Source organism: Nonomuraea sp. N2-4H (assembly GCF_045291505.1).
GTDB classification, from domain to species: Bacteria; Actinomycetota; Actinomycetes; order Streptosporangiales; family Streptosporangiaceae; genus Nonomuraea; species Nonomuraea fastidiosa.
In genome coordinates, this window is record NZ_CP147987.1 from 1,895,854 (window position 1) to 1,919,300 (window position 23,447).

Here is a 23,447-nt window from a genome sequence, read left to right on the forward strand (position 1 = left end):
GGGTGGTGGCCGTTCCGGTGGGAGTGGGTCGCGGTCAGAGGGTGGCGGCTGCTTCGGTGGGGGAGCGGGTCACGGGGGCGGGCTCGCGGTCGCGGGCGCGCAGCGAGGTGACGACCCGCAGCGTGGCGATCCACACCAGGGTCGAGCCGAGCACGTGCAGCAGCACCAGCAGGGCCGGCACGGCGAGGAACCACTGCGTGTAACCGATCAGGCCCTGCAGCAGCTCGGCTCCGAAGAGCGCGAGCGCGGCACGGCGGGCGGGCCGGGGCCCGTTGGTCACGTGGAGGGCGAACAGCAGCGCGAACGTCAGCCCGACCACGACGTAGGCGATGTCGGCGTGCAGCCGGGCGATGACCTCGATGTCGAAGTCGAAGCGCGAGGCCAGCTCGTCGCCCGAGTGCGGGCCGGTGCCGCTGACCCCGACGCCCACCACCAGCAGCACGAACACGGCGGCGAGCAGCACGTGGCCGAGCCTTCTGACGTCGCGGTGCGTGATGCGCCGCATGGGGGCGTCGCCCTCGCCCGAGCGCGCGTACAGCAGCCAGCAGGCCGCGATGAGGCCGCTGGAGATCAGGTAGTGCATGCCCACCGTGAACGGGTTGAGCATGGTGCCCACCACCAGCCCGCCCCACAGCGCCTGGGCGACGATGCCGACCGGCTGCAGCCAGGCCAGCCGCACCAGCGAGGAGCGCCGGGGCGACAGCCGCAGCGCCGCGAGCACGCACGCCACGCCCACCGCCAGCACCAGGAACGTCAGCAGCCGGTTGCCGAACTCCACCGCCATGTTGAGCGGGTCGACATCGGCGTGCACGACCGGGACGAAGCTGTCGGGAGTGCATCGCGGCCAGGTCGGGCAGCCCAGCCCCGACTCGGTCACGCGCACGCCGGCCCCGGTGACCGTGATGCCGGCGTTGACCACCACGGACGCCAGCGCCCAGGCCCGCATCGACCGCTCGGTCGGGGCGAGGAAGGAGCGCAGCAGCCGGACGAAGGGGTTGGTGCTGTCGGCGGGTAGCTTCACGCCATCGATGGTAGGGGCCATGACAGGCGGTCCCGCCACCGGCCACCGGGCGGCTCGCCGTCCCGGTCTTTCACCATTACAAGGTATGTGACATATTACTGGAAGGAGGTGGTGATGTCCGACGTCATCGTCGTCGGCGCCGGAGTCGTGGGCGCGGCCTGCGCCTACTACGCCGCGCGCGCGGGCCTCGACGTGACCGTGATCGACCGCGGCTCCGTGGCCGCGGGCACGACCGGCTCGGGCGAGGGCAACGTGCTGGTCTCCGACAAGGAGCCGGGGCCGGAGCTGGAGCTCGCCGTGCTGTCCAACGGGCTGTGGCGCGAGCTGGCCGGGTACGGCGGCTTCGAGTTCGAACCGAAGGGCGGGCTCGTCGTCGCCGAGACCGGCAAGGTCATGGCGGCGCTCACCGAGCTGGCCGCCGAGCAGGGCGTGGAGCACACCCTCGTCCAGGCGTCCGAGCTGCGCGACTACGAGCCGCACCTGACGCCGGAGCTGGCCGGCGGGGTCTTCTACCCGCAGGACGCGCAGGTCCAGCCCATGCTCGCCGCCGCACGCCTGCTCAGGCACGCCGCCGAGAGCTTCGGCGAGGGCACGCTACGGCTGCACCTCGGCGCCGAGGTCACCGGCTTCCTGCGCTCCGGCGACCGGCTCACCGGCGTGCGCACCACCAAGGGCGACGTGCTCGGCGACGCCGTCGTCAACGCGGCGGGCACCTGGGGCGGCGAGATCGCCGCGCTGGCCGGCGTCGAGCTGCCGATCCTGCCCAGGCGCGGCTTCATCCTCGTCACCGAGCCGCTGCGCAAGCCGCTCATCAGGCACAAGGTCTACACCGCGGCCTACGTCACCAACGTCGCCAGCGACAACGCGGGCCTGGAGACCTCGGCCGTCATCGAGGGCACCCCCGCCGGGACCGTGCTCATCGGCGCCAGCAGGGAGCGCGTCGGCTTCGACCGCACCACCTCCGTGCCCGTGCTCGCCAAGCTGGCGCGGCAGGCCGTCGAGCTGTTCCCCGCGCTGCGCGGGATCCGGGCCATCAGGTCCTACTGCGGGTTCCGGCCGTACTGCCCCGACCACCTGCCCGTCATCGGCGCGGACCCGCGCGTCCCAGGGCTCTACCACGCGTGCGGGCACGAGGGCGCCGGCATCGGGCTCGCACCCGCCACCGGGCACCTGCTCGCCCAGCTTCTCACCGGCGACAAGCCCGCGCTCGACCTCCACCCCTTCCGCCCCGACCGTTTCGCGAAGGAGGCCGCATGACGTTCCACATCACCGTGGACGGCCGGCAGGTGCCGGTCGTGCCCGGCCAGACCATCGGCGCGGCCCTGCACGCGGCCGGCGTGCGGTCGTGGCGCAGCACCAGGTTCGGCGGGCGGCCGCGCGGGCTGTTCTGCGGCATCGGGGTCTGCTTCGACTGCCTGATCTCGGTCAACGGGCGGCCGCCCGAGCGGGCGTGCCTGCTGGAGGCGGCGCCGGGAGACGAGGTGACGACGGCGTGACGTACGACCTCCTCGTGGCCGGCGGCGGGCCCGCCGGCGTGGCGGGCGCGCTGACGGCGGCCCTGGGCGGGCTGCGGGTGGCCCTGGTGGACTCCGGTCGGCGGCTCGGCGGCCAGTACTTCCGCCACACCGCCGCGGACGAGACAGGGCCGGGCGCGAAGCCGGATCTCGCGAGGTTCCTGCGCCAGGCGCGGGCCCTGGAGGCGCGCGCCGACGTGCTGACGCGCCACCAGGCGTGGAACGTCTCCCGCGAGCCGGACGGCGACCTCGTCCTGCGCTGCGTCACGCGCAACGGGGACGGCGAGCGCGTCGCCGAGCTGCGCGGCCGCAGGCTGCTGATCGCGACCGGCGCGCACGACAGGCCGCTGCCGTTCCCCGGCTGGGACCTGCCCGGCGTGCTCACGGCCGGAGGCGCGCAGGCGCTGCTCAAGGGCTCGGGCGTGGTGGCCGGACGGCGCGTCGTGGTCTCCGGCACCGGGCCGTTCCTGCTGCCGGTCGCCGCCGGGCTGGCCGCCGCCGGAGCGCGGGTGCTCGGCGTGCACGAGGCGAACGGCGGGCTCGGTCTGGCCAGGCACCCCTTGCACGCGCTGTCCAAGGCGGGCGAGGCCGCCGGGTACGCCGCCGCGCTGGCCCGCCACCGGGTGCCGTACCGCACCCGCCAGGCCGTCGTCGCCGCGCACGGCGATCGCGAGGTCGAGGCCGTCACCCTGGCCAGGCTCGACGCCGCGTGGAACGTGCTCGCCACCCGCGTCGTCGAGTGCGACACCGTGGCCGTCGGCTACGGGTTCGTCCCGCAGATCGAGCTGGGCACCCAGCTCGGCTGCGCCACCAGGCACGACGCCGACGGCAGCCCGGTGCTCGCCGTGGACGCCGCCCTGCGCACCAGCGTGCCCGGCGTCTGGGCGGCCGGCGAGCCCACCGGCGTGGCCGGATGGCGGCCCGCCGAGACCGAGGGCCGCGTCGCCGGGTACGCCATCGCCGCCGACGCGGGCCGCCCTGCCACGGCGGGGCCCGACGGCGTGCCCGCGGTGCTCGCCAGGCGGCGCGAGCGCGGGCGTGCCTTCGGGGCTGCGCTGCAGCGGGCGTACCCCGTCATGCCGGGCTGGCGCACGTGGCTGCGCGACGACACGCTCGTGTGCCGCTGCGAGGAGGTGCCGCTGGCGCGCGTACGCGAAGCGCAGGCACTGGGCGCCACCGGCGCCCGCGCCGTCAAGCTCCTGGCCCGCCCCGGCATGGGCTGGTGCCAGGGCCGCATCTGCGGCTACGCCGTCTCCTGCCTGGCCGGGGAGCCGCCGCAGCCGCCGCGCCGCCCGATCGCCCAGCCGGTGACGCTGGGCGCGCTGGCCGAGCTCACCACCGACCAAGACGAGAGCACCGCTCGCCGACCCTCTGGAGGACTGCCCTGATGGACAACCGCAGCAAGCCCTGGCACGGCGTCATGGTCGCCACCGCGCTGCCCCTGCGCGAGGACCTGTCGGTCGACTACGACCGCTACGCCGAGCACTGCCGCTGGCTGATCGAGAACGGCTGCGACGGCGTCGTGCCGAACGGCTCGCTCGGCGAGTACCAGACGCTCACCCCCGGCGAGCGGATCAAGGTGATCGAGACCGCGGTCGAGGCCGTGGGCGGCGCCAACGTCATGGCGGGGGCGGGCGCGTACGGCGCGGCCGAGTCCCGCCGCTGGGCCGAGCAGGCGGCCGCGGCGGGCTGCGGATCGGTGCTGCTGCTGCCGCCCAACGCCTACCGGGCCGACGAGCGGGCCGTCCTGCAGCACTACCGCGAGGTCGCCCGGGCGGGCGTGCCGATCGTGGCCTACAACAACCCCTACGACACCAAGGTCGACCTCACCCCCGCGCTGCTGGCCAGGCTGCACGAGGAGGGGCTGATCGTGGCGGTCAAGGAGTTCACCGGGGACGTGCGGCGCGCGTACGAGATCGCCGAGCTGGCCCCCGAGCTCGACCTGCTGATCGGCTCCGACGACGTGCTGCTCGAACTCGCGATCGCCGGCGCGAAGGGGTGGATCGCCGGCTACCCCAACGCGCTGCCGCAGTCCAGCTCCGCCCTCTACCGCGCGGCGGTGGCCCGTGACCTCGACACGGCGTTGCCCCTTTACCGGAGCCTGCACCCGCTGCTTCGCTGGGACTCCAAGACGGAGTTCGTCCAGGCCATCAAGCTGTCGATGGACCTGGCGGGCCGTCACGGCGGTCCGTGCCGGCCGCCCAGGCAGCCGCTCACCGAGGAGCAGGCCGCCGTGGTGCGCGCGGCGACGGAGAAGGCACTGGCAGAAGGGCTGCGATGAGGACAAAGCGCGTTTTCCACGCCGTCGACTCCCACACCGAGGGCATGCCGACCCGGGTCATCACCGGCGGCATCGGCGTCATCCCGGGTGCGAGCATGGCCGAGCGGCGCGTCTACTTCCGCGACAACCTCGACCACATCAGGACCCTGCTGATGACCGAGCCGCGCGGTCACTCGGCCATGAGCGGCGCCATCCTCCAGCCGCCCACCAGGCCGGACGCGGACTTCGGCGTGCTGTTCATCGAGGTGTCCGGGCTGCTGCCGATGTGCGGCCACGGCACCATCGGCGTGGCGACCGTACTGGTCGAGACCGGCATGGTCGAGGTGGTCGAGCCCGTCACGACCGTGCGTCTGGAGGTGCCCGCCGGGCTCGTCGAGGTGGACGTCGCCGTCGAGGACGGTATGGCCATGTCGGTGACGCTGCGCAACGTGCCCTCCTACTGCGACCGGCTGGACGCCAAGGTGAGCGTGCCGGGCTTCGGGGAGATCCCGTACGACCTGGCCTACGGCGGCAACTTCTACGCCATCGTCAACCTCGACGACTACGGCCTGCCGTTCGACCGCGCCGCCAAGAACGAGATCATCGCCGCCGGCCTGAAGACCATGGAGGCGATCAACGCCGCCGACGAGCCGGTGCACCGCGAGGACGACCGCATCCGCGGCTGCCACCACGTGTACTTCGCCGCGCCCGGCTCCGACGCCGTGCACTCCCGCCATGCCATGGCCATCTACCCGGGCTGGTTCGACCGCTCGCCCTGCGGCACCGGCACCAGCGCCCGCATGGCGCAGCTCCACGCGCGCGGCGAGCTGGAGGTGGGCAAGGACTTCGTCAACGAGTCGTTCATCGGCACCCGCTTCATCGGCCGCGTGCTGGAGGAGACCGAGGTGGGCGGACGGCCCGCCGTCCTGCCGTCGATCACCGGGCGGGCCTGGATCACCGGCACCGCCCAGTACTTCCTCGACCCCCGCGACCCGTTCCCGGCCGGTTTCGAGCTGTGAGGCGGCCGCTGTGATCACGACGATCGACTACCACACGGCCGGCGAGCCGTTCCGCATCGTCACCGGCGGCGTGCCGGAGATCGCCGGGTCCTGCGTGCTCGACCGGCGCACCACCGCGATGGCCGAGTTCGACGACGTGCGGCGGCTGCTGTGCCTCGAGCCGCGCGGCCACGCCGACATGTACGGCTGCTTCCCGGTGCCGCCCGACGACGACGGCGCGCACCTGGGCGCGCTGTTCTGGCATAAGGACGGCTTCTCCACCGCGTGCGGGCACGGCACGATCGCGCTCGGCGCGTACGCGGTGCACGAGGGCCTGGTGGCGGCGCCGCCCGACGGGGTGACCGACGTGGTGGTCGACGTGCCGTCGGGGCGGGTCACCGCCCGCGTGCGCACCGTCGCGGGCCGCGTGGACGCGGTGACGTTCGTCAACGTCCCCTCCTTCGTCCTGGACCGCGGCGTGCAGGCGGGCGACGTCCGCGTGGACCTCGCCTACGGCGGCGCCGTCTACGCCTCGCTGCCCGCCGCCGGCCTCGGGCTGACCGTCGAGCCGCGGCACCTGGACGCGCTCATCGGGCACGCCCGCCGCATCAAGGCCGCGCTGGCCGGGCACCCCGCCACCAGGCACCCGTCCGACGAGCGGCTCTCCGGCGTGTACGGCGTGATCTTCCACGAGGAGCTGCCGGACGTGGACGGCGTCAGGCACCAGCGCAATGTCACCGTCTTCGCCGACGGCGAGGTGGACCGCTCGCCCTGCGGCTCCGGCACGGCGGCCAGGATGGCGCTGCTGCACGACGCCGACGGCACCGCGACGCTGGTGCACGAGAGCGTCGTCGGCAGCGTCTTCACCGCCCGCGTGGCCGCGCGGACGGCCGGCGGCGTGGTGGTGGAGATCGACGGCACCGCGTACCGGACGGGACGGCACACCTTCGAGCTCGACCCGGCCGACCCGTTCCCGACCGGGTTCACGCTCCGATGAGCGGCCCGGCCGGCGACCCGGTGGGCGCCGCCATGGGCGGGCTGCCCTACCTCGACGCGGCCGCCGTCGAGCGGCTGGTGCCGATGGGGCGGGCCGTGGACGTGCTGGAGGAGGCGCTGCGGGCGGGCCTCGACCCCGAGGACACCCCGCAGCGGCCGATCGTGGACGTGGCCGCGGGCCAGCTGCTGCTCATGCCCGCCGCGACCCGCACGTACGCGGGCGTCAAGGTCGTCTCCATCGCCCCGGCCAACCCCGGGCGCGGGCTGCCCCGGATCCAGGGGACGTACCTGCTGTTCGACGGCGACACCCTGGCGCCGCTCGCGGCCATGGACGGGATCGCGCTCACCTCGCTGCGCACGCCCGCCGTCTCCGCCCTGGCCGTGCGGCACCTGGCGGAGCAGGACGCGCGGCGGCTGGTGGTGTTCGGCAGCGGGCCGCAGGCGTACGGGCACGTGCTGGCGCTGCGCGCGGTACGGCCGGTCGAGGAGGTCACGGTGATCGGCCGCGACGCCGGGCGCGCGGAGGCGCTCGCGGGCCGCTGCCGCGAGCTGGGCCTGAAGGCCCGCGCATTGACCGGCCGCGACCCCGCCGTCACGGCCGGTCAGGCGGCGGATGCCGCGCCGGAGCCGGCGGCGGCTTCCGCCGCGGATCGGGCGGCGGGTCCGGCGGACGACGGCGAGATCGCGGTGGAAGCCGCCGTGGCCGAGGCGGTCGCGGCGGCCGACCTCGTCGCGTGCTGCACCACCGCCAGGACCCCGCTGTTCCCCGGTAAGCTCGCCCGCGACGGCGTGACCGTCGTCGCCGTCGGCTCCCACGAGCCGGACGCCCGCGAGCTCGACGGCGACCTCGTCGCGCGCGCCACCGTGGTCGTCGAGGCGAGGGCGGCGGCCCTGGAAGAAGCGGGAGATCTGCTCGTCCCGATCGGCCGGGGTACCATCACCTCTCGTCATCTCGCCGGTAACCTCGCCGACCTGATCGCCGGAAGGGTCGTCGCGGGCCCGGGGCCGCGCGTGTTCAAGAGCACCGGCATGGCGTGGGAGGACCTCGTGGTCGCGGCTGCCGCTTACGAGGCGTGGACATAGAAGGGATGGGCGGATGGCTGCCGAGGACCGGCTGGATCTGCCGATGGTGGGAGAGCGCCAGAGCCTGCGCGAGCAGGTCGCGCACGCGTTGCGGGCCGCGCTGATCACGGGTGAGATGCGGCCGGGGGTGGTCTACTCCGCCCCGGTGCTGGCCGCCCAGTTCGGCGTCTCCGCGACGCCCGTCCGCGAGGCGATGCTCGACCTGGCCAAGGAGGGCCTGGTCGAGGCGGTGCGCAACAAGGGCTTCCGGGTGACCGAGCTGTCCGACCGCGACCTCGACGAGCTGACGGAGATCCGCCAGCTCATCGAGGTGCCGACGGTCGCGCGGCTGGCCGACAGCTCCCGGGCCGAGGAGTTCGAGCGGCTGCGGCCGATCGCCGAGGAGATCGTCTCGGCCAGCGAGCGCGGCGACCTGCTCGCGTACGTGGACGCCGACCTGCGCTTCCACGTGGAACTGCTGTCGCTGAGCGGCAACTCCCACCTGGTGTCGGTGGTGCGCGACCTGCGCAACAGGGCCAGGCTGTACGGCCTGTCGCAGCTCTCGGAGCGCGGCACGCTGACCGACTCGGCCAGGGAGCACCTCCAGCTGCTCGACGCGCTCAGCAGCGGCGACAGCGAGGCGGTGAAACGCCTGATGGCCGAGCACATCGGCCACGTGCGCGGCATCTGGGCGGAGCACTGACCCGGGCGAATCCGTACGAGCGGGAAATCACCCCCGAACGCTGCACTGGCCGCAAGTTCTGACATTCGGGGATCGAGCACTCCCCGATCGAGGTAATCTCGATGCGGGCCGCCCGAGCGGTGCACGCCGGTGGTCCCATCATTCTCACCACGACGGATCGGCCGTGCCCGCATCCGCCGGTGGCGCATGCCTGGTCAAGCGGACTCCCGCACTCCGCTGACCTTCGCGGGCTCGGCGCACCCCGCCCACCGAGCCGAGCCCTCCGCCGCGCGCCCGAGAGACCCCATCCCACGGGCGCGCGGCGGCCCCATCATCCGATCCGTCAGCCGCTCGTCCTGCCCGTCCTGGTGGAGCCGAGGCTGGCGGCGACGATGCACACGATCGCGGCCCACTGCTGCACGTGCAGGATCTCGCCCAGCAGCAGCACGCCGATCAGCGCCGCGGCGGCGGGCTCCAGGCTCATCAGGATGCCGAAGACGTGCTTGGGCATCCGCCGCAGCGCCTGCAGCTCCAGCGAGTAGGGGATCACCGACGACAGCAGCCCCACGCCGAGCCCGATCAGCAGCAGCTCGGGCTGCAGCAGGTCGGCGCCGCCGGTGGTGACGCCGACCGGCGCGATCACCACGGTCGAGACGATCATGGCGAACGCGAGCCCGGTCGTGCCGGGGAAGCGCCGCCCGGCCGCCGACGACAGCAGGATGTAAGCCGCCCAGAACACGCCCGCCATGAGCGCGAACCCGATGCCGGCCCAGCTCACGGTCTCGGACTCGCCCCAGGGCGCGAGCAGCACCACGCCGGCCCGGCGAGCGCGACCCACAGCAGGTCGATGCGCCGCCGGGAGGCCGCCACCGCGACGCCGAGCGGCCCGAGGAACTCGATCGCCACCGCGATGCCCATCGGCAGCCGCGCCAGCGCCTCGTAGAAGACGAGGTTCATCAGCGCGAGGGTGACGCCGAAGCCGGCGCCCACGGCCCAATCGCGCGCGCTCAGCCCCTTCAGCCTCGGCCGGACGAACGCCCCCAGGATGAGCGCACCGGCCGCGATGCGCAGGAACACCACCGCGCTCGGCGGCAGCGACGCGAACAGCTCCTTGGCGAACGCCGCGCCCAGCTGCACCGAGAAGATGCCGAGCAGCACCAGCCCCGATGGCGGGATGGCGTCGGCGGCGGTGCGCAGCAGGTTGCCGGGGCCGGGCAGGCGGCGTCCGCGGTCGAGCGGGTCGTCGAGGGCGAAGTCGGTCACGGAACTCCTCGGGATCCTAACGGGACAACCGTCAGAGCTTACCCAGGTCAGACGACATGTCCCTGCGTGAGGTGGTACTACTGACGGTTGGCTGCAATTTCCGGACAGAACACCAAGGACCGATGAAAGCCCCCACCACGCCGGCGAAGCCCGCCCGGCCGCCGCTGGCACTGTCCGTCTCCTCGTTCGTCAGCAGCTTCGACAGGTTCGCGGTGAGCCCCATGCTCGTGCTCATCGCCGCCGACCTGGACGTCCCGCTGTCGGCCTCGGTCGCCGCCGCCAGCGGCTACTACCTGGCGTACGGGCTGACGCAGCCGCTGTGGGGGCTGCTGTCCGACCGGTTCGGGCGGGTGCGGGTGATGCGCTGGGCGCTGTCCGGCGCCGCCGCCGCGGGCGCGGTCTCCGCGCTGATGCCGGTGCTGTGGGCGCTGGTGCTGGCCAGGGTCGTCACCGGCGCCTGCTTCGGCGCGGTCATCCCCACGAGCCTGACGTACGTGGGCGACACCGTCGCGCCCGACGTGCGCCAGCGCGCGCTCACCGATCTCATGGCCGCGGCCGCGCTCGGCACCGCGCTGGCCACCGGCCTCGGCGGGGCCGTCGCGGGCCTGGTGGACTGGCGGGTGGCCTTCACCGTGCCCGCCGCGTGCGCGCTGGCCTGCGCGCTGTCGCTGCGCGCGCTGCCGGAGCCGCCCGCGCACGCCGGGGCGGGCCGGGGCGTCGCCGGGCACCTGCGGGCGGTGCTCGGGCAGCCGTGGGCGCTGCTGGTGTTCGGGCTGGCCTTCGCCGAGGGGGCCATCATGCTGGGCGCGATGCCGTTCCTCGCCACCGCGCTCCAGCACACCGGGCTCGCCGCCGCCGTGGCCGGGCTGGCCATCACCGCGTACGGGCTGGGCCTGTGGGGCTTTTCCCGGCTGGTCAAGACGCTGGCGGGACGCTGGCCCGCGCCCGCGCTCATGCTGACCGGCGGCGCGCAGCTCTGCGCCGGCTTCGCCCTGGTGAGCGTGCACGTCAGCGTGCCGCTGGTGGCCGCCACCGCGCTGCTGCTCGGCGGCGGCTGGTCGTTCCTGCACTCCTCGCTGCAGACCTGGGCCACCGCCGTGGTGCCCGAGGCCAGGGGGACCACCATCGCGTTCTTCGCCTGCGCGCTGTTCGTCGGCAGCGCGGTCGCCTCGTGGGCGGGCGGCCCGCTGGCCGAGGACGGCAGGTACGCGCTGCTGTTCGGCCTGGCCGCGGCCGCCGCGGTGCCGCTGACGGCGGTGGCCGCGCTCAGCCGCCGCCGCTACGGCGCCCTGCGCGCCGCCGCGCCGGAGTGACCACCGGGCGGCCTCTCACTCCCAGCGGAACGTCCGCGAGACCAGCGCCAGCGACAGCACCGCCCACGCGGCGAGCACGGCGAGCGGCCCCAGGGGGAGCGCGGCGCCCTCGGCGAGCACCGCGCGCAGGCCGCCGGTCAGCGCCCCGATGGGCAGCGCCTCCAGTACCGGCCGCACCCCTTCGGGGAACACGCTGAGCGGGAACATCACCCCGCCGACCCCCAGCAGCACCAGGTAGACCAGGTTGGCGGCGGCCAGCGTGGCCTCGGCCCGCAGCGTGCCCGCCATGAGCAGGCCCAGCCCGCTGAAGGCCGCCGTGCCCACCACGACGAGCAGCAGCGCGCTCAGGAACGACCCGTGCGGCCGCCAGCCGAGCGCCAGCCCCACCGCCACGATCACCACCGCCTGGACGACCTCCACGCCCACCACGGCCGCCGTCTTGGCCAGCATCAGCCCGCTCCTGGACAGCGGGGTCGCGCCCAGCCGCTTGAGCACGCCGTAGCGGCGCTCGAAGCCGGTCGCGATGGCCTGGCCGGTGAAGGCGGTGGACATCACCGCGAGCGCCAGCACGCCGGGCACCAGGAAGTCGACCCGCCGTCCGCCGCCCACGTCGATCAGCGGGGCGAGGGAGAAGCCGATCAGCAGCAGCACCGGGATGATCAGCGTGAGCAGCAGCTGCTCACCGTTGCGCAGCGTCGCCCGCAGCTCCGCGCCGGCCTGCGCCAGCACCATGCGCGGGAACGGCGCGGCCCCGGGCGCGGGCGTGAAGTCGAGCGGTCCCCGGCTCGGAGTGTGGGCGGTCATCGCAGCTCCTTGCCGGTCAGCTCCAGGAAGACGTCTTCGAGCGTGCGCCGCTCGATGCGCAGGTCGTCGGCCGTGACGCCCTCGGCCGCGCACCAGGCCGTGACCGTCGCCAGCAGCTCGGGCCCGACCAGGCCCTCGATGATGTAGTGGCCGGCCGACTCCTTGGCGGCGCTGCCCGCGGGCAGCGCGTTGAGCAGCTCCTCCAGCGCCAGCCCCGGCCGCGCCCTGAACCGCAGCTGCCGCTCGGCCCCGGTCAGCGAGGCGGGGGTGCCCTCGGCCACCACGCGGCCCCTGTCGATGATGACGACGTGGTCGGCCAGCCGCTCGGCCTCGTCCATGTGGTGGGTGGTGAGCACCACCGACACCCCGGCCGCGCGCAGCTCGCCGACGAGGTCCCAGCAGGCGTGGCGGGCCTGCGGGTCGAGCCCGGCCGTCGGCTCGTCGAGGAAGACCAGCTCGGGACGCCCGATGACGGCCGCGGCCAGCGACAGCCGCTGCTGCTGCCCGCCCGACAGCCGCCGGAACGGGGTGCGGGCGTGCTCGCTCAGCCCGAGCCTGGCCAGCAGCGCGCCGGGGTCGAGCGGATGGGCGTAGAACCGGGAGACCAGCCGCAGCCACTCGCCGCAGCGCACGGCCGGAGGAACCCCGCCCGCCTGCGGCATGATGCCGACGCGGGCGCGCAGCTCGGGCCGCGTGGGAGCCAGGCCGAGCACCTTGACCGTGCCGCCGTCGGCGGTGCGGAACCCCTCGCAGATCTCGACCGTGGACGTCTTGCCCGCGCCGTTGGGGCCGAGGACCGCGGTGACCTGGCCGCGCCCCGCCTTGAACGTGAGGCCGTCGATCGCCGTGGTGGCGCCGTAGCGCTTGACCAGCCCGGCGATCTCGACGGCCGGCTCCGGCACCTGCCCTGGGGCCGGCTCGGCGGCTCGGGATTCCATGGCCACGAGTTTAGGGACTCCCCGGGGCGGTTCGCCGCGCAGGTGAGCGCGCAGGTGAAAGGGACGGTCGCGGCCTCGCGGGCGCCTCATTGTGCCGCGTCCCGGCCAGGTGCGCGCGGCGGTTCGACGTGACGTTCGCCGCAAAAGCCGTCAGGCCCTGGAATACCGCGGAAAACATGTAATTATCAGATGACCGGGAATTCGGAGGATCAGAACCCCGTTGCTAGTCCTCGGTTCTCTTGGGCCAGCCGCCACAGCCACCACCGCAGGAGAAGGGGAACACGCATGTCCGTGGCCGAAGCCGCCGCGTCAGCCGTCACCGCACCACCCACACTCGTACGGCAGGAGCGTAAAAGCCGCCGCGGGCTGCTGCTGCTGATCCTCGGCGCGCTGTCGGCCATCGGCCCGCTGTCGATCGACATGTACCTCCCGGCGCTGCCCGCCATCACCTCCGAGATGCTGAGCGCCCCCGCGCAGGTGCAGCTCACCCTGACCGCCTGTCTCATCGGCGTCTCCGTCGGCCAGGTGATCGCCGGCCCGGTGAGCGACGTACGCGGGCGGCGGGTGCCGCTCCTGATCGGCGTCGCCGGGTTCATGGCCGCCTCGCTGCTGTGCGCGTTCGCCCCCTCCGTGCCCGCCCTCATCGCCTTCCGGCTGATGCAGGGCATGCTGGGCGGCACCGCGCTGGTCATCGTGCGCGCCATCGTCCGCGACCTGTACGACGGCGCCGCCATCGCCCGCATCTTCGCCACGCTCATGCTGGTCAGCGGCCTCGCCCCGATCCTGGCCCCGATCGCGGGCGCGCAGCTGCTCGCCTTCACCTCCTGGCGCGGAGTCTTCGTGGCGCTCAGCATCATGGGCCTGGTGCTGCTGCTGGCCGTGCTGGCCGGCGTACGCGAGACGCTGCCCGCCGAGCGGCGCGAGTCCGGCGGGCTCAAGCACACCCTGCGCACGTTCTGGCAGCTCCTGCGCGACCGCAGGTTCATGGGCTTCGCCCTGACCGGCGGCCTGGCCTTCGGTGCGATGTTCGGCTACATCTCCGGTTCGCCGTTCGTCCTCCAGGAGGTCTACGGCGCCACGCCCGCGCAGTACTCGCTCATCTTCGGCGGCAACGCCCTCGCGCTGGTCGCCGCCTCGCAGGTCGGCGGCCGTCTGGCCGGCCGCGTGCCTCCCGTGCTGCTGGTGAGCATCGGCCTCGGCACCTCGCTGACGGGCGCCGCGGTGCTGCTGGCCGCCGCGCTGGCCGGGTTCGGCCTGCCCGGCATCGTGGCCGGTCTGTTCATCATCATGCTCGGCCAGGGCCTGACCATGCCCGGCACCGGCGCGCTGGCGCTCGGCTCCCAGCCCGCCCAGGTGGCCGGCAGCGCCTCGGCGCTGATGGGCGTCCTGCAGTTCGCGCTCGGCGCGGCCGCCGCCCCGCTGGTCGGGCTGGCCGGTTCCGCTACCGCGGTGCCCATGGCATGTGTCATGCTCGGGCTCTTCCTGTGCGCCGGGCTGGCGTTCACGATCCTGGGCCGGGCAAAGACGGACAAAGTTAGGTAAGCCTACCCTGCGTGACCCATTCCATTCCCGTCCCTGGTCAGATCCGTTTGTGCAGCGGGAAGGAATTACGGCACACTGATGTTGTGAAAAACATGCCCACGATGGAGCCCGGCAGCGAGCGCGGCACGCGCGCCCGCGTCGCCAGGCTGATCCTGGAGCATGGTCCCATCGCGGCCGCCGCCCTGGGCGAGCGGCTCGGGCTCACGCCCGCCGCCGTCCGGCGTCACCTCGACGCCCTGGTGGCCGAGGGGATGATCGAGCCTCGCACGATCCGCCCGCGCGGTCAGCGCGGGCGCGGACGGCCGGCCAAGCTGTTCGCGATCACCGATGCGGGGCGCAGTGCTTTCGAGCACGCCTATGACGACCTGGCCGGGAGCGCGCTGCGCTACCTGGCCCGGCGCATGGGAGACGAAGCCGTGGCCGATTTCGCCCGCGAGCAGGTCGCGAGCCTGCTTCACCGGTTGGAGCCGGTCATGCGGACGGTGCCCGCGGACCAGCGCGTGCAGGTGCTGGCGCAGGCTCTGTCGGCGGAGGGGTACGCCGCCTCGGCCAGCAAGGCCAAGTCCGGCGGCGACCAGCTCTGCCAGCACCACTGCCCGGTGGCTCACGCGGCCGCGGAGTTCCCGCAGCTGTGCGAGGCCGAGACGGAGGCGTTCGCGCAGCTGCTCGGCACGCCGGTGCAGCGCCTGGCCACGATCGCCCACGGCGACGGGGTGTGCACCACCCACGTGTCCCCCCAGTCCCTGGCCGATTCCGCACATAAAGACAAGAGCAAGGAGACCGGAAGGTGACTGTCACCGACCGCCCGGAGCTGGAAGGCCTCGGGAATTACAAGTTCGGCTGGGCCGACCCGGATGCCGCGGGTGCGGCGGCCAAGCGAGGCCTGTCCGAGGAGGTCGTCCGCAACATCTCCGCTCTGAAGAACGAGCCGGAGTGGATGCTCGACCTTCGCCTGAAGGGCCTCCGCCTGTTCGAGAAGAAGCCGCTGCCGACGTGGGGCTCCGACCTCAGCGGCATCGACTTCGACAACATCAAATATTTCGTGCGCTCGACCGAGAAGCAGGCCGCTTCCTGGGACGAGCTGCCCCCCGACATCAAGAACACCTACGACAAGCTCGGCATCCCCGAGGCTGAGAAGCAGCGTCTCATCGCCGGCGTCGCGGCCCAGTACGAGTCCGAGGTCGTCTACCACAAGATCCGCGAGGACCTTGAGCAGAAGGGTGTCATCTTCGTCGACACCGACACGGGCCTGCGCGAGCACGAGGACATCTTCAAGGAGTACTTCGGCTCGGTGATCCCGGTCGGCGACAACAAGTTCGCCGCGCTCAACACCGCCGTGTGGTCCGGTGGCTCGTTCATCTACGTGCCGCCGAACGTCGAGGTGGAGATCCCGCTGCAGGCCTACTTCCGGATCAACACCGAGAACATGGGCCAGTTCGAGCGGACCCTGATCATCGTGGACGAGAACAGCTACGTCCACTACGTCGAGGGCTGCACCGCGCCGATCTACTCCTCCGACTCGCTGCACAGCGCGGTCGTCGAGATCGTGGTGAAGAAGAACGCCCGCTGCCGTTACACGACCATCCAGAACTGGTCCAACAACGTCTACAACCTGGTCACCAAGCGCGCCGTCGCCTACGAGGGCGCGACCATGGAGTGGATCGACGGCAACATCGGCTCCAAGGTCACCATGAAGTACCCGGCCGTCTACCTCATGGGCGAGCACGCCAAGGGCGAGACGCTGAGCGTCGCGTTCGCCGGTGAGGGCCAGCACCAGGACGCCGGCTCGAAGATGGTGCACCTGGCTCCCAACACCAGCTCCAGCGTCATCTCCAAGTCGGTGGCGCGCGGCGGCGGCCGCACCTCCTACCGCGGTCTTGTGCAGATCGAGGAGGGCGCCCACGGCAGCGCCAGCACCGTCAAGTGCGACGCCCTGCTGGTCGACCAGATCAGCCGCTCCGACACCTACCCCTACGTCGACGTCCGTGAGGACGACGTCTCGATGGGCCACGAGGCCACGGTCTCCAAGGTCAGCGAGGACCAGCTGTTCTACCTCATGAGCCGCGGGCTCGACGAGGACGAGGCGATGGCGATGATCGTGCGCGGCTTCGTGGAGCCGATCGCGCGTGAGCTGCCCATGGAGTACGCGCTCGAGCTCAACCGGCTGATCGAGCTGCAGATGGAAGGAGCCGTCGGCTGATGGGCCTGAACGAGAAGCCCGTGTCGACCCTGCACGAGAAGTCGTCCTTCGACCTGGCCGACTTCGACGTCCCGACGGGTCGCGAGGAGGCGTGGCGCTTCACGCCGCTCTCCCGCCTCAAGGGCCTGCACAACGGCAAGGCCGAGCCGGCCGGTCACGTCCGCGTCGACGTCGATGCGGCCCCCGAGGTCTCCGTCGAGACGGTCGGCCGCGACGACGCCAGGCTCGGCACCTCGTTCGTGCCGTCCGACCGGGTCAGCGCCCAGGCGTGGAACAGCTTCGAGAAGGCCACCGTCATCACGGTGCCGCGCGAGGCCGTCACCTCCAGGCCCACCGTGCTGACGCTCACCGGCGAGCAGGCCGGCGGCGCCGCCTACGGCCACATTGTGGTCAAGGTCGAGCCGCTGGCCGAGGCCGTGCTCGTGCTCGACCACAAGGGCAGCGCCGTCTACGCCGACAACATCGAGTTCGTCGTCGGCGAGGGCGCCAGCCTCAAGGTGGTCAGCCTGCAGGACTGGGACGACGACGCCGTCCACGTCTCCGCCCACCACGCCCAGCTCGCCAAGGACGCGGTGTTCCGCAGCTTCGTGGTGACGCTCGGCGGCGACCTCGTACGCCTGTCGCCCAGCGTCAGCTACACCGCCCCGGGCGGTGACGCCGACATGACGGGCGTCTACTTCGTCGACGCCGGCCAGCACCTGGAGCACCGCCTGCTGGTCGACCACTCGCAGCCCAACTGCAAGAGCAACGTCGACTACCGCGGCGCGCTGCAGGGCCAGGACGCCCACGCCGTCTGGATCGGCGACGTCATCATCAGGGTCGAGGCCGAGGGCACCGACACCTACGAGCTCAACCGCAACCTCATCCTCACCGACGGCGCCCGCGCCGACTCGGTCCCCAACCTCGAGATCCTCACCGGCGAGGTCGCCGGGGCGGGCCACGCCTCCGCCTCCGGCCGTCTCGACGACGAGCACATCTTCTACCTCCAGGCCCGCGGCATCCCGCACGACGAGGCCCGCCGCCTGGTCGTGCGCGGCTTCCTCGGCCAGCTCGTCGAGAAGATCGAGGTGGCGGAGATCCGCGAGCGCGTGCTGAACGCCCTGGAGGCGGAGCTCTCGCGATGAGCGCTTTCGAGAAGGTGTGCAAGCTCGCCGACATCCCCGACGAGGGGGTCATCGGCGTCGAGGTGGGGGAGACCCCGGTCGCACTCGTGCGCAAGGGCGACGAGGTCTTCGCCCTGCACGACATCTGCTCCCACGCCGAGGTCAAGCTCAGCGAGGGCGAGGTCTACGACGGCACGCTGGAGTGCTGGCTGCACGGCTCGTGCTTCGACATCCACACGGGCAAGCCGACCGGACCTCCCGCGACCCAGCCAGTGAACGTCTACACAGTGAAGATCGACGGCGATGACGTCCTCGTCTCGCTCTCGAAGGAGTCCTAAGCACATGTCCACCCTTGAGATCCGTGACCTGCAGGTCGCCGTCGAGGACAAGGAAATCCTGCGCGGCGTCAACCTGACCGTGAAGGCCGGCGAGACCCACGCCATCATGGGCCCCAACGGCTCGGGCAAGTCGACGCTCGCCTACGCGATCGCCGGTCACCCCAAATACACGATCACCGGCGGCCAGGTGCTGCTCGACGGCGTGGACCTGCTGGAGCTGTCGGTCGACGAGCGGGCCCGCGCCGGCCTGTTCCTCGCCATGCAGTACCCGGTCGAGGTTCCCGGCGTGTCGGTGTCGAACTTCCTGCGTTCGGCCGTCACCGCGATCCGCGGCGAGGCGCCGAAGCTGCGCGAGTTCTCCAAGGACCTGAAGAACGGCATGGACGCGCTGTCCATCGACCCGGCCTTCGCGCAGCGCAACCTCAACGAGGGCTTCTCCGGCGGTGAGAAGAAGCGCCACGAGATCCTTCAGCTGGAGCTGCTCAAGCCGAAGATCGCGGTGCTCGACGAGACCGACTCCGGCCTCGACGTCGACGCGCTGCGCGTGGTGTCGGAGGGCATCAACCGCTTCCGCTCCTCGGGCGACACCGGCGTGCTCCTCATCACCCACTACACCCGCATCCTGCGCTACGTGAAGCCGGACTTCGTGCACGTGTTCGCGGCCGGCCGGATCGTCGAGGCGGGCGGACCCGAACTGGCCGAGAAGCTCGAGGCCGAGGGCTACGAGCAGTACACGAAGGCATCTGCATGACTTCCACCGGCCTCGATGTGGAGAAGATCAGGAAGGACTTCCCGATCTTCTCCCGCGAGCTGCCCGACGGGCGCCCGCTCGTCTACCTCGACTCGGGCAACTCCTCACAGAAGCCCAACCAGGTCATCGAGACCATGCGGGAGCATCTGGCGCTGCACTACAGCAACGTCGGGCGCGCCATGCACGTGCTGGGCGCCGAGTCCACCGACGCCTACGAGAGCGCCCGCGACAAGGTCGCGGGCTTCATCGGGGCGCCGGCGCGCGAAGAGGTGATCTTCACCAAGAACGCCTCCGAGGCGCTCAACCTGCTGGCCTACTCCTTCGGGAACCCGGCCACCACCGACCCCCGCTTCGCGCTGGGGCCCGGCGACGAGATCGTGATCTCCGAGATGGAGCACCACTCCAACATCGTGCCGTGGCAGCTGCTCGCGCAGCGCACCGGCGCGACGCTGAAGTGGTTCGGCGTCACCGACGAAGGCCGGCTCGCCTACGATCCTTCGCTCATCACCGAGCGCACGAAGATCGTCTCCATCGCCCACCAGTCCAACGTGCTGGGCACGATCAACCCGGTGGCCCAGGTGGCCGCCAGGGCCCACGAGGTGGGCGCGCTGATCGCGCTCGACGCCTCGCAGTCCGTGCCGCACCACCGCACCGACGTCACCGCGCTGGGCGCCGACTTCGTGGCCTTCACCGGCCACAAGATGGTCGGCCCCTCCGGCATCGGCGTGCTGTGGGGTCGCTCGGAGCTGCTCGAGGCCATGCCTCCGTTCCTGGGCGGCGGCGAGATGATCGAGGCGGTCTGGATGGACCACTCGACGTACGCGCCGATCCCGCACAAGTTCGAGGCGGGCACGCCGCCCATCGTCGAGGCCATCGGGCTCGGCGCGGCGGTCGACTACCTCACCGAGGTCGGCATGGACGCCATCGAGGCGCACGAGCGCGCCCTGACGGACTACGCGCTGCAGGCGCTGCGCGAGGTGCCGGGGCTGCGCGTCATCGGCCCCGAGTCGCTGGAGGAGCGCGGCGGCACGGTGTCGTTCACGCTGGAGGGCATCCATCCGCATGACGTGGGGCAGATCCTCGACGACCAGTTCGGGGTGGCCGTCCGCGTCGGGCACCACTGCGCGCGTCCGCTGCACCTGCGCTTCGGAATACCGGCGACCACGCGGGCGTCTTTCTACCTGTACAACACCACGGGCGAGATCGACGCCCTGGTGCGCGGCCTCCATCACGTTCAGAAGGTGTTCGCATAGCCATGATCGGCGAGTCGATGTACCAGGAGCTGATCCTGGAGCACTACAAGCACCCGCAGGGGCGGGGGCTGCGCAAGCCGTACGACGCCGAGGTTCACCACGTGAACCCGACGTGCGGCGACGAGATCACGCTCAGGGTCAAGGTGGGCGACGCCGGCAAGATCCTCGACGTCTCCTACGAGGGTCAGGGCTGCTCGATCAGCCAGGCCGCCGCCTCGGTGCTGCACGAGCTGGCCACCGGCTCGACGGTCGACGAGACGCTGTCCGTGGTCGACGAGTTCACCCGGCTGATGCAGGGCAGGGGGCAGGTGGAGGCCGACGAGGAGATCCTCGGCGACGCGGTCGCGTTCGCGGGCGTGGCCAAGTTCCCGGCGCGCGTTAAATGCGCGTTGCTTTCTTGGATGGCCTATAAGGATGCGGTTGTGAGGAGCGCTGCCCAATGAGCAAGCCAGTGGAGACGCCGACCGATTTCGACGGTGAGACGAGTCCCGAAGAGGTCATGGAGGCACTCAAGGACGTCGTCGACCCCGAGCTCGGCATCAACGTCGTCGACCTCGGCCTGGTCTACGGGCTCAACCTCGACCCCGGTGAGAACGGCGGCAAGCCCGTGGCCACCATCGACATGACCCTGACCAGCGCCGCCTGCCCGCTGACCGACGTCATCGAGGACCAGGCGCACTCCGCACTCGACGGCATGGTCTCCGACGTGAAGATCAACTGGGTCTGGCTGCCGCCATGGGGCCCGGACAAGATCACGGACGAGGGGCGCGAGCAGCTTCGTATGCTAGGCTTCAACGTCTGACCTTTTCCGCTGTCACGGCTGGCGTAAATCGTCAGCCGTTTCAGCGTGTTCGGCGCATTTTCCGGAAAGTCCGGACGCACGCCGGGGGAATATCCGATAACATCCCCGGCGTTGGTAACAGATGTACCTGACGTCTCATTGCGCGTAACGCACCGCCTGCGGCCGGTGCCAGGTGCGTCTCCCCCTTTTCTTCCCGCCCCCATGACGGCGGGTGCCCTTACCCTGTGCGGCCCCGCCGCATGCCTTGGCTCGTCCTTTCGCAGAAGTGACGTGCCACTTCGACGGAAAGGCACGACTTTCGTGACCATGCTTGACGCTGTCATGCCCACGCTCGACGACACCTCGTCAGAGCCGGGCCCGTCCGAGTTCGAGCTGCTCGGCCTGCCGAAGCCGCTCGTCTCCGGACTGGCCAGACTGGGCTTCGACAGCCCGTTCCCCATCCAGAGGGCGACGATCCCCGACGTGCTCGCCGGCCACGACGTGCTCGGCCGCGGGCAGACCGGATCCGGAAAGACGCTCGCCTTCGGCCTGCCCACCATGGCCCGCATCGCCGGCGTGAAGCCCGCCCCAGGGCGGCCCCGCGCGATGATCCTCGTCCCCACCCGCGAGCTCGCACTCCAGGTGCACGACGCCCTCGAACCCCTCGGCCGCGGCCTCGGCCTGCGCATGAAGGTGGTCGTCGGCGGCATGTCCATGGGCAAGCAGATCGAGGCGCTGCGGCGCGGCGTCGACCTCGTCATCGCCACCCCCGGCCGGCTCGGCGACCTCATCAGGCAGGGCGAGTGCTCGCTCGCCGACATCGAGGTCAGCGTCCTCGACGAGGCCGACCACATGTGCGACCTCGGCTTCTTCCCCGTCGTCACCGAGCTGCTCGCGCAGACCCCGGCCGACGGGCAGCGGCTGCTGTTCTCCGCCACGCTCGACGGCGACGTCGACAAGCTGGTGCAGCGCTTCCTGAAGGACCCCATCACCCACTCCGTGGCGCCCGCGACCTCGCCGGTCGACACCATGGAGCACCACGTCATGCAGGTGACGCGGGACGACAAGTTCGACGTCACGGCCGAGATCGCCAACCGCGAGGGCCGTACGATCATCTTCGTCCGCACCCAGCACGGCGTCGACCGGCTGTGCAAGCAGCTCGCCAGGGTCGGCGTCAAGGCCGGCGGACTGCACGGCGGCAAGCGCCAGAACCAGCGCACCCGCATCCTGTCGGAGTTCCGCGAGGGCGCCATCAACGTGCTGGTCTGCACCGACGTCGCCGCGCGCGGCATCCACGTCGACAACATCAGCCTGGTGCTGCACGTCGACCCGCCGCAGGACCACAAGAGCTACCTGCACCGGGGCGGCCGCACGGCGCGCGCCGGCGAGAAGGGCACCGTGGTCACGCTGGTGCTGCCCAACGAGCGCCGCTCGACCGAGGCGCTCACCCGCCGGGCCGGTATCCACCCGTTCCGGCTCAAGGCCACGCCGGGCCACCCCAGGGTCGCCGAGGTGACCGGGGCGCGCGCGCCGAGCGGCGAGGCCATCCCCGTGTGGGAGCCCGACGTCCGCAAGCCGCTGCGCCCGCGTCGCGACGGCGGCACCTCCGAGCGCCGTGGCCGCAGGCGCCGCGACTTCGACGGTGAGCGCCGCCCGCGCCGCGACTTCGACGGTGAGCGCCGCCCGCGCCGCCACGAGGACGGCGAGGAGCGGCGGCCGCGCCGCGAGTTCGACGGCGAGCGCAGGCCGCGCCGCGAGTTCGACGGTGAACGCCGTCCGCGCCGGCACGACGACGGCGCCCGCGCGTTCGACGACCGGCGTCCGCGCCGCCACGAGGAGGGCGAGCGGCCCTTCAGCGCGCCGTCCGGCGAGGGCCGCCCGCACCGCCACGGTGAGGGCGAGCGGCCGTTCGGGCGCTCGCAGGAGCCGAGGACGTTCGGCGACGACCGCCGCCGCGAGGGACGCGGCCGGGGCGGCCACCGCTCCGACGACCGCCCGCTGCGCTCGGACGAGCGCGGCCCCCGCCACGGCTCCGACCGCGGCCGTCCGTACTCGGGTGACCGCGACCGCGGCTACCGTTCCGACGACCGCCCTGCGGGTCACCGCTCCGGGCGCTCGGACGAGCGCGGCCGCCGGAGCTCCGGCCGCCGCTACGAGCGCTGACCGGCCGCTCGGACACTCGTCTCAGTGAGTGCCGACCGGCCGCTCGGGCGCATATTCGCTCCGCGAGCGCTGACCGGTCGCTAGGTTCGCGCTCGCACCGCGAGCGCTGACCGTCGCCTGAGCTGAACACGGAACCGCCCGCCGCACCCCCGAGATGCGGCGGGCGGTTCGCGTTTCCAGGTCAGCCCCTCAGCCCGCTGAGCGCGATGCCGCGGACGAAGTACCGCTGGAAGAACAGGAAGAACAGGAAGAACACGGTCGTCGGCAGCGAGGCGAGCAGCCCGCCCGCCATGATGGCGCCCTGGTGGTCGGGTCCGGCGTAGTAGGAGTCGAGCCGGGCCGGCGCGACCGGCAGGTTGGCCATCTCGTCGCTGCACGATGATGAGCGGCCACGGGGAGTTGTTCCACTCGGCGAGCACGATGAAGATCGACATCGCCGCGCGGCGGTGGCCGGCCGGCGCGGTG

The 23,447-nt window shown here is 72.3% G+C and carries 23 protein-coding genes and 1 pseudogene; 19 read left to right on the plus strand and 5 right to left on the minus strand.

The window, feature by feature from the left end:
• Window positions 1-34: 34 nt before the first annotated feature.
• Window positions 35-1,021: a COX15/CtaA family protein gene (locus tag WBK31_RS08610; protein WP_406674587.1), complete on the minus strand. Its 987-nt coding sequence runs from the start codon at window positions 1,019-1,021 to the stop codon at window positions 35-37.
• A gap of 87 nt (window positions 1,022-1,108) precedes the next feature.
• Here WBK31_RS08610 and WBK31_RS08615 point away from each other — a divergent pair, with 87 nt between their 5' ends.
• From WBK31_RS08615 to WBK31_RS08650, 8 genes are read left to right on the plus strand one after another with little or no spacing between them, the layout of a single operon-like run.
• Window positions 1,109-2,278, plus strand: coding sequence for an NAD(P)/FAD-dependent oxidoreductase (locus WBK31_RS08615; protein ID WP_406674588.1), 1,170 nt, complete (start codon window positions 1,109-1,111; stop codon window positions 2,276-2,278).
• Complete coding sequence (locus WBK31_RS08620) at window positions 2,275-2,517, plus strand: (2Fe-2S)-binding protein (RefSeq protein ID WP_364911482.1); 243 nt, start codon at window positions 2,275-2,277, stop codon at window positions 2,515-2,517. The genes WBK31_RS08615 and WBK31_RS08620 overlap by 4 nt, the downstream gene beginning before the upstream one ends.
• The gene (locus WBK31_RS08625) at window positions 2,514-3,923 is read left to right on the plus strand and encodes an FAD-dependent oxidoreductase (RefSeq protein WP_406674589.1); all 1,410 of its coding nucleotides are present in this window, start codon (window positions 2,514-2,516) and stop codon (window positions 3,921-3,923) included. Before WBK31_RS08620 ends, WBK31_RS08625 begins: the two co-directional genes overlap by 4 nt.
• Window positions 3,923-4,816: a dihydrodipicolinate synthase family protein gene (locus WBK31_RS08630; protein WP_364065753.1), complete on the plus strand. Its 894-nt coding sequence runs from the start codon at window positions 3,923-3,925 to the stop codon at window positions 4,814-4,816. The genes WBK31_RS08625 and WBK31_RS08630 overlap by 1 nt, the downstream gene beginning before the upstream one ends.
• Window positions 4,813-5,814, plus strand: a complete 1,002-nt coding sequence (locus tag WBK31_RS08635; RefSeq protein WP_364065750.1) for a proline racemase family protein — start codon at window positions 4,813-4,815, stop codon at window positions 5,812-5,814. The genes WBK31_RS08630 and WBK31_RS08635 overlap by 4 nt, the downstream gene beginning before the upstream one ends.
• Window positions 5,815-5,824: 10 nt before the next feature.
• The gene (locus WBK31_RS08640) at window positions 5,825-6,790 is read left to right on the plus strand and encodes a proline racemase family protein (RefSeq protein WP_364065748.1); all 966 of its coding nucleotides are present in this window, start codon (window positions 5,825-5,827) and stop codon (window positions 6,788-6,790) included.
• Window positions 6,787-7,872 carry an ornithine cyclodeaminase family protein gene (locus tag WBK31_RS08645; protein WP_364065745.1) on the plus strand — a complete coding sequence of 362 codons (1,086 nt, stop codon included), beginning with the start codon at window positions 6,787-6,789 and terminating at the stop codon, window positions 7,870-7,872. The genes WBK31_RS08640 and WBK31_RS08645 overlap by 4 nt, the downstream gene beginning before the upstream one ends.
• 13 nt (window positions 7,873-7,885) lie before the next feature.
• On the plus strand, window positions 7,886-8,554 hold the full coding sequence (locus WBK31_RS08650) for a GntR family transcriptional regulator (RefSeq protein ID WP_364065742.1): 669 nt from the start codon (window positions 7,886-7,888) through the stop codon (window positions 8,552-8,554).
• A 322-nt stretch (window positions 8,555-8,876) separates the two neighbouring features.
• Here the strand turns inward: WBK31_RS08650 and WBK31_RS08655 are convergent.
• Window positions 8,877-9,796 (minus strand): annotated as a pseudogene (locus WBK31_RS08655) (EamA family transporter).
• A gap of 122 nt (window positions 9,797-9,918) precedes the next feature.
• Here WBK31_RS08655 and WBK31_RS08660 point away from each other — a divergent pair.
• A complete protein-coding gene (locus WBK31_RS08660) occupies window positions 9,919-11,109 on the plus strand; it encodes an MFS transporter (protein ID WP_364065736.1) in 1,191 nt (396 codons plus the stop codon).
• Between the two features lie 15 nt (window positions 11,110-11,124).
• Here WBK31_RS08660 and WBK31_RS08665 read toward each other — a convergent pair whose 3' ends face one another.
• Both WBK31_RS08665 and WBK31_RS08670 read right to left on the minus strand, forming a co-directional pair.
• Window positions 11,125-11,913: an ABC transporter permease gene (locus WBK31_RS08665; protein WP_364065733.1), complete on the minus strand. Its 789-nt coding sequence runs from the start codon at window positions 11,911-11,913 to the stop codon at window positions 11,125-11,127.
• Window positions 11,910-12,815, minus strand: coding sequence for an ABC transporter ATP-binding protein (locus WBK31_RS08670; RefSeq protein WP_406675465.1), 906 nt, complete (start codon window positions 12,813-12,815; stop codon window positions 11,910-11,912). Before WBK31_RS08670 ends, WBK31_RS08665 begins: the two co-directional genes overlap by 4 nt.
• Window positions 12,816-13,136: 321 nt before the next feature.
• Between WBK31_RS08670 and WBK31_RS08675 the strand changes: the two genes are divergently transcribed.
• From WBK31_RS08675 to WBK31_RS08720, 10 genes are all read left to right on the plus strand, one after another.
• On the plus strand, window positions 13,137-14,393 hold the full coding sequence (locus WBK31_RS08675; RefSeq protein ID WP_364065730.1) for a multidrug effflux MFS transporter: 1,257 nt from the start codon (window positions 13,137-13,139) through the stop codon (window positions 14,391-14,393).
• A 92-nt stretch (window positions 14,394-14,485) separates the two neighbouring features.
• Window positions 14,486-15,184, plus strand: coding sequence for a helix-turn-helix domain-containing protein (locus tag WBK31_RS08680; RefSeq protein ID WP_364065727.1), 699 nt, complete (start codon window positions 14,486-14,488; stop codon window positions 15,182-15,184).
• A complete protein-coding gene (gene sufB / locus WBK31_RS08685; protein ID WP_364065725.1) occupies window positions 15,181-16,593 on the plus strand; it encodes a Fe-S cluster assembly protein SufB in 1,413 nt (470 codons plus the stop codon). The genes WBK31_RS08680 and sufB overlap by 4 nt, the downstream gene beginning before the upstream one ends.
• Entirely contained in the window at window positions 16,593-17,717 is a 1,125-nt protein-coding gene (sufD, locus tag WBK31_RS08690; protein WP_406674590.1) for a Fe-S cluster assembly protein SufD, read from the plus strand. The genes sufB and sufD overlap by 1 nt, the downstream gene beginning before the upstream one ends.
• Window positions 17,714-18,034, plus strand: coding sequence for a non-heme iron oxygenase ferredoxin subunit (locus tag WBK31_RS08695; protein WP_364065719.1), 321 nt, complete (start codon window positions 17,714-17,716; stop codon window positions 18,032-18,034). The genes sufD and WBK31_RS08695 overlap by 4 nt, the downstream gene beginning before the upstream one ends.
• A gap of 4 nt (window positions 18,035-18,038) precedes the next feature.
• On the plus strand, window positions 18,039-18,785 hold the full coding sequence (gene sufC, locus WBK31_RS08700) for a Fe-S cluster assembly ATPase SufC (RefSeq protein ID WP_364065716.1): 747 nt from the start codon (window positions 18,039-18,041) through the stop codon (window positions 18,783-18,785).
• A complete protein-coding gene (locus WBK31_RS08705) occupies window positions 18,782-20,038 on the plus strand; it encodes a cysteine desulfurase (protein WP_364065713.1) in 1,257 nt (418 codons plus the stop codon). The genes sufC and WBK31_RS08705 overlap by 4 nt, the downstream gene beginning before the upstream one ends.
• 2 nt (window positions 20,039-20,040) lie before the next feature.
• On the plus strand, window positions 20,041-20,481 hold the full coding sequence (sufU, locus tag WBK31_RS08710) for a Fe-S cluster assembly sulfur transfer protein SufU (protein ID WP_406674591.1): 441 nt from the start codon (window positions 20,041-20,043) through the stop codon (window positions 20,479-20,481).
• A complete protein-coding gene (locus WBK31_RS08715) occupies window positions 20,478-20,840 on the plus strand; it encodes a metal-sulfur cluster assembly factor (RefSeq protein ID WP_378790106.1) in 363 nt (120 codons plus the stop codon). Before sufU ends, WBK31_RS08715 begins: the two co-directional genes overlap by 4 nt.
• A gap of 306 nt (window positions 20,841-21,146) precedes the next feature.
• Window positions 21,147-22,982, plus strand: coding sequence for a DEAD/DEAH box helicase (locus WBK31_RS08720; protein WP_364065704.1), 1,836 nt, complete (start codon window positions 21,147-21,149; stop codon window positions 22,980-22,982).
• Between the two features lie 181 nt (window positions 22,983-23,163).
• Here the strand turns inward: WBK31_RS08720 and WBK31_RS08725 are convergent, their stop codons facing one another.
• Window positions 23,164-23,346, minus strand: coding sequence for a hypothetical protein (locus WBK31_RS08725; RefSeq protein ID WP_364065701.1), 183 nt, complete (start codon window positions 23,344-23,346; stop codon window positions 23,164-23,166).
• Between the last annotated feature and the right edge of the window lie 101 nt (window positions 23,347-23,447).

Excerpts from the sequence above, each read along its gene's own strand:
- WBK31_RS08665 (WP_364065733.1), bottom strand. The coding sequence starts at position 11,913 with ATGACCGCCCACACTCCGAGCCGGGGACCGCTCGACTTCACGCCCGCG.
- WBK31_RS08645 (WP_364065745.1), top strand. The coding sequence starts at position 6,787 with ATGAGCGGCCCGGCCGGCGACCCGGTGGGCGCCGCCATGGGCGGGCTG.
- WBK31_RS08650 (WP_364065742.1), top strand. The coding sequence starts at position 7,886 with ATGGCTGCCGAGGACCGGCTGGATCTGCCGATGGTGGGAGAGCGCCAG.
- WBK31_RS08620 (WP_364911482.1), top strand. The coding sequence starts at position 2,275 with ATGACGTTCCACATCACCGTGGACGGCCGGCAGGTGCCGGTCGTGCCC.
- WBK31_RS08705 (WP_364065713.1), top strand. The coding sequence starts at position 18,782 with ATGACTTCCACCGGCCTCGATGTGGAGAAGATCAGGAAGGACTTCCCG.
- sufU (WP_406674591.1), top strand. The coding sequence starts at position 20,041 with ATGATCGGCGAGTCGATGTACCAGGAGCTGATCCTGGAGCACTACAAG.
- WBK31_RS08725 (WP_364065701.1), bottom strand. The coding sequence starts at position 23,346 with ATGGCCAACCTGCCGGTCGCGCCGGCCCGGCTCGACTCCTACTACGCC.
- WBK31_RS08715 (WP_378790106.1), top strand. The coding sequence starts at position 20,478 with ATGAGCAAGCCAGTGGAGACGCCGACCGATTTCGACGGTGAGACGAGT.
- WBK31_RS08720 (WP_364065704.1), top strand. The coding sequence starts at position 21,147 with ATGCTTGACGCTGTCATGCCCACGCTCGACGACACCTCGTCAGAGCCG.
- WBK31_RS08680 (WP_364065727.1), top strand. The coding sequence starts at position 14,486 with ATGCCCACGATGGAGCCCGGCAGCGAGCGCGGCACGCGCGCCCGCGTC.
- WBK31_RS08660 (WP_364065736.1), top strand. The coding sequence starts at position 9,919 with ATGAAAGCCCCCACCACGCCGGCGAAGCCCGCCCGGCCGCCGCTGGCA.
- sufD (WP_406674590.1), top strand. The coding sequence starts at position 16,593 with ATGGGCCTGAACGAGAAGCCCGTGTCGACCCTGCACGAGAAGTCGTCC.
- WBK31_RS08695 (WP_364065719.1), top strand. The coding sequence starts at position 17,714 with ATGAGCGCTTTCGAGAAGGTGTGCAAGCTCGCCGACATCCCCGACGAG.
- WBK31_RS08630 (WP_364065753.1), top strand. The coding sequence starts at position 3,923 with ATGGACAACCGCAGCAAGCCCTGGCACGGCGTCATGGTCGCCACCGCG.
- WBK31_RS08635 (WP_364065750.1), top strand. The coding sequence starts at position 4,813 with ATGAGGACAAAGCGCGTTTTCCACGCCGTCGACTCCCACACCGAGGGC.
- sufC (WP_364065716.1), top strand. The coding sequence starts at position 18,039 with ATGTCCACCCTTGAGATCCGTGACCTGCAGGTCGCCGTCGAGGACAAG.
- WBK31_RS08675 (WP_364065730.1), top strand. The coding sequence starts at position 13,137 with ATGTCCGTGGCCGAAGCCGCCGCGTCAGCCGTCACCGCACCACCCACA.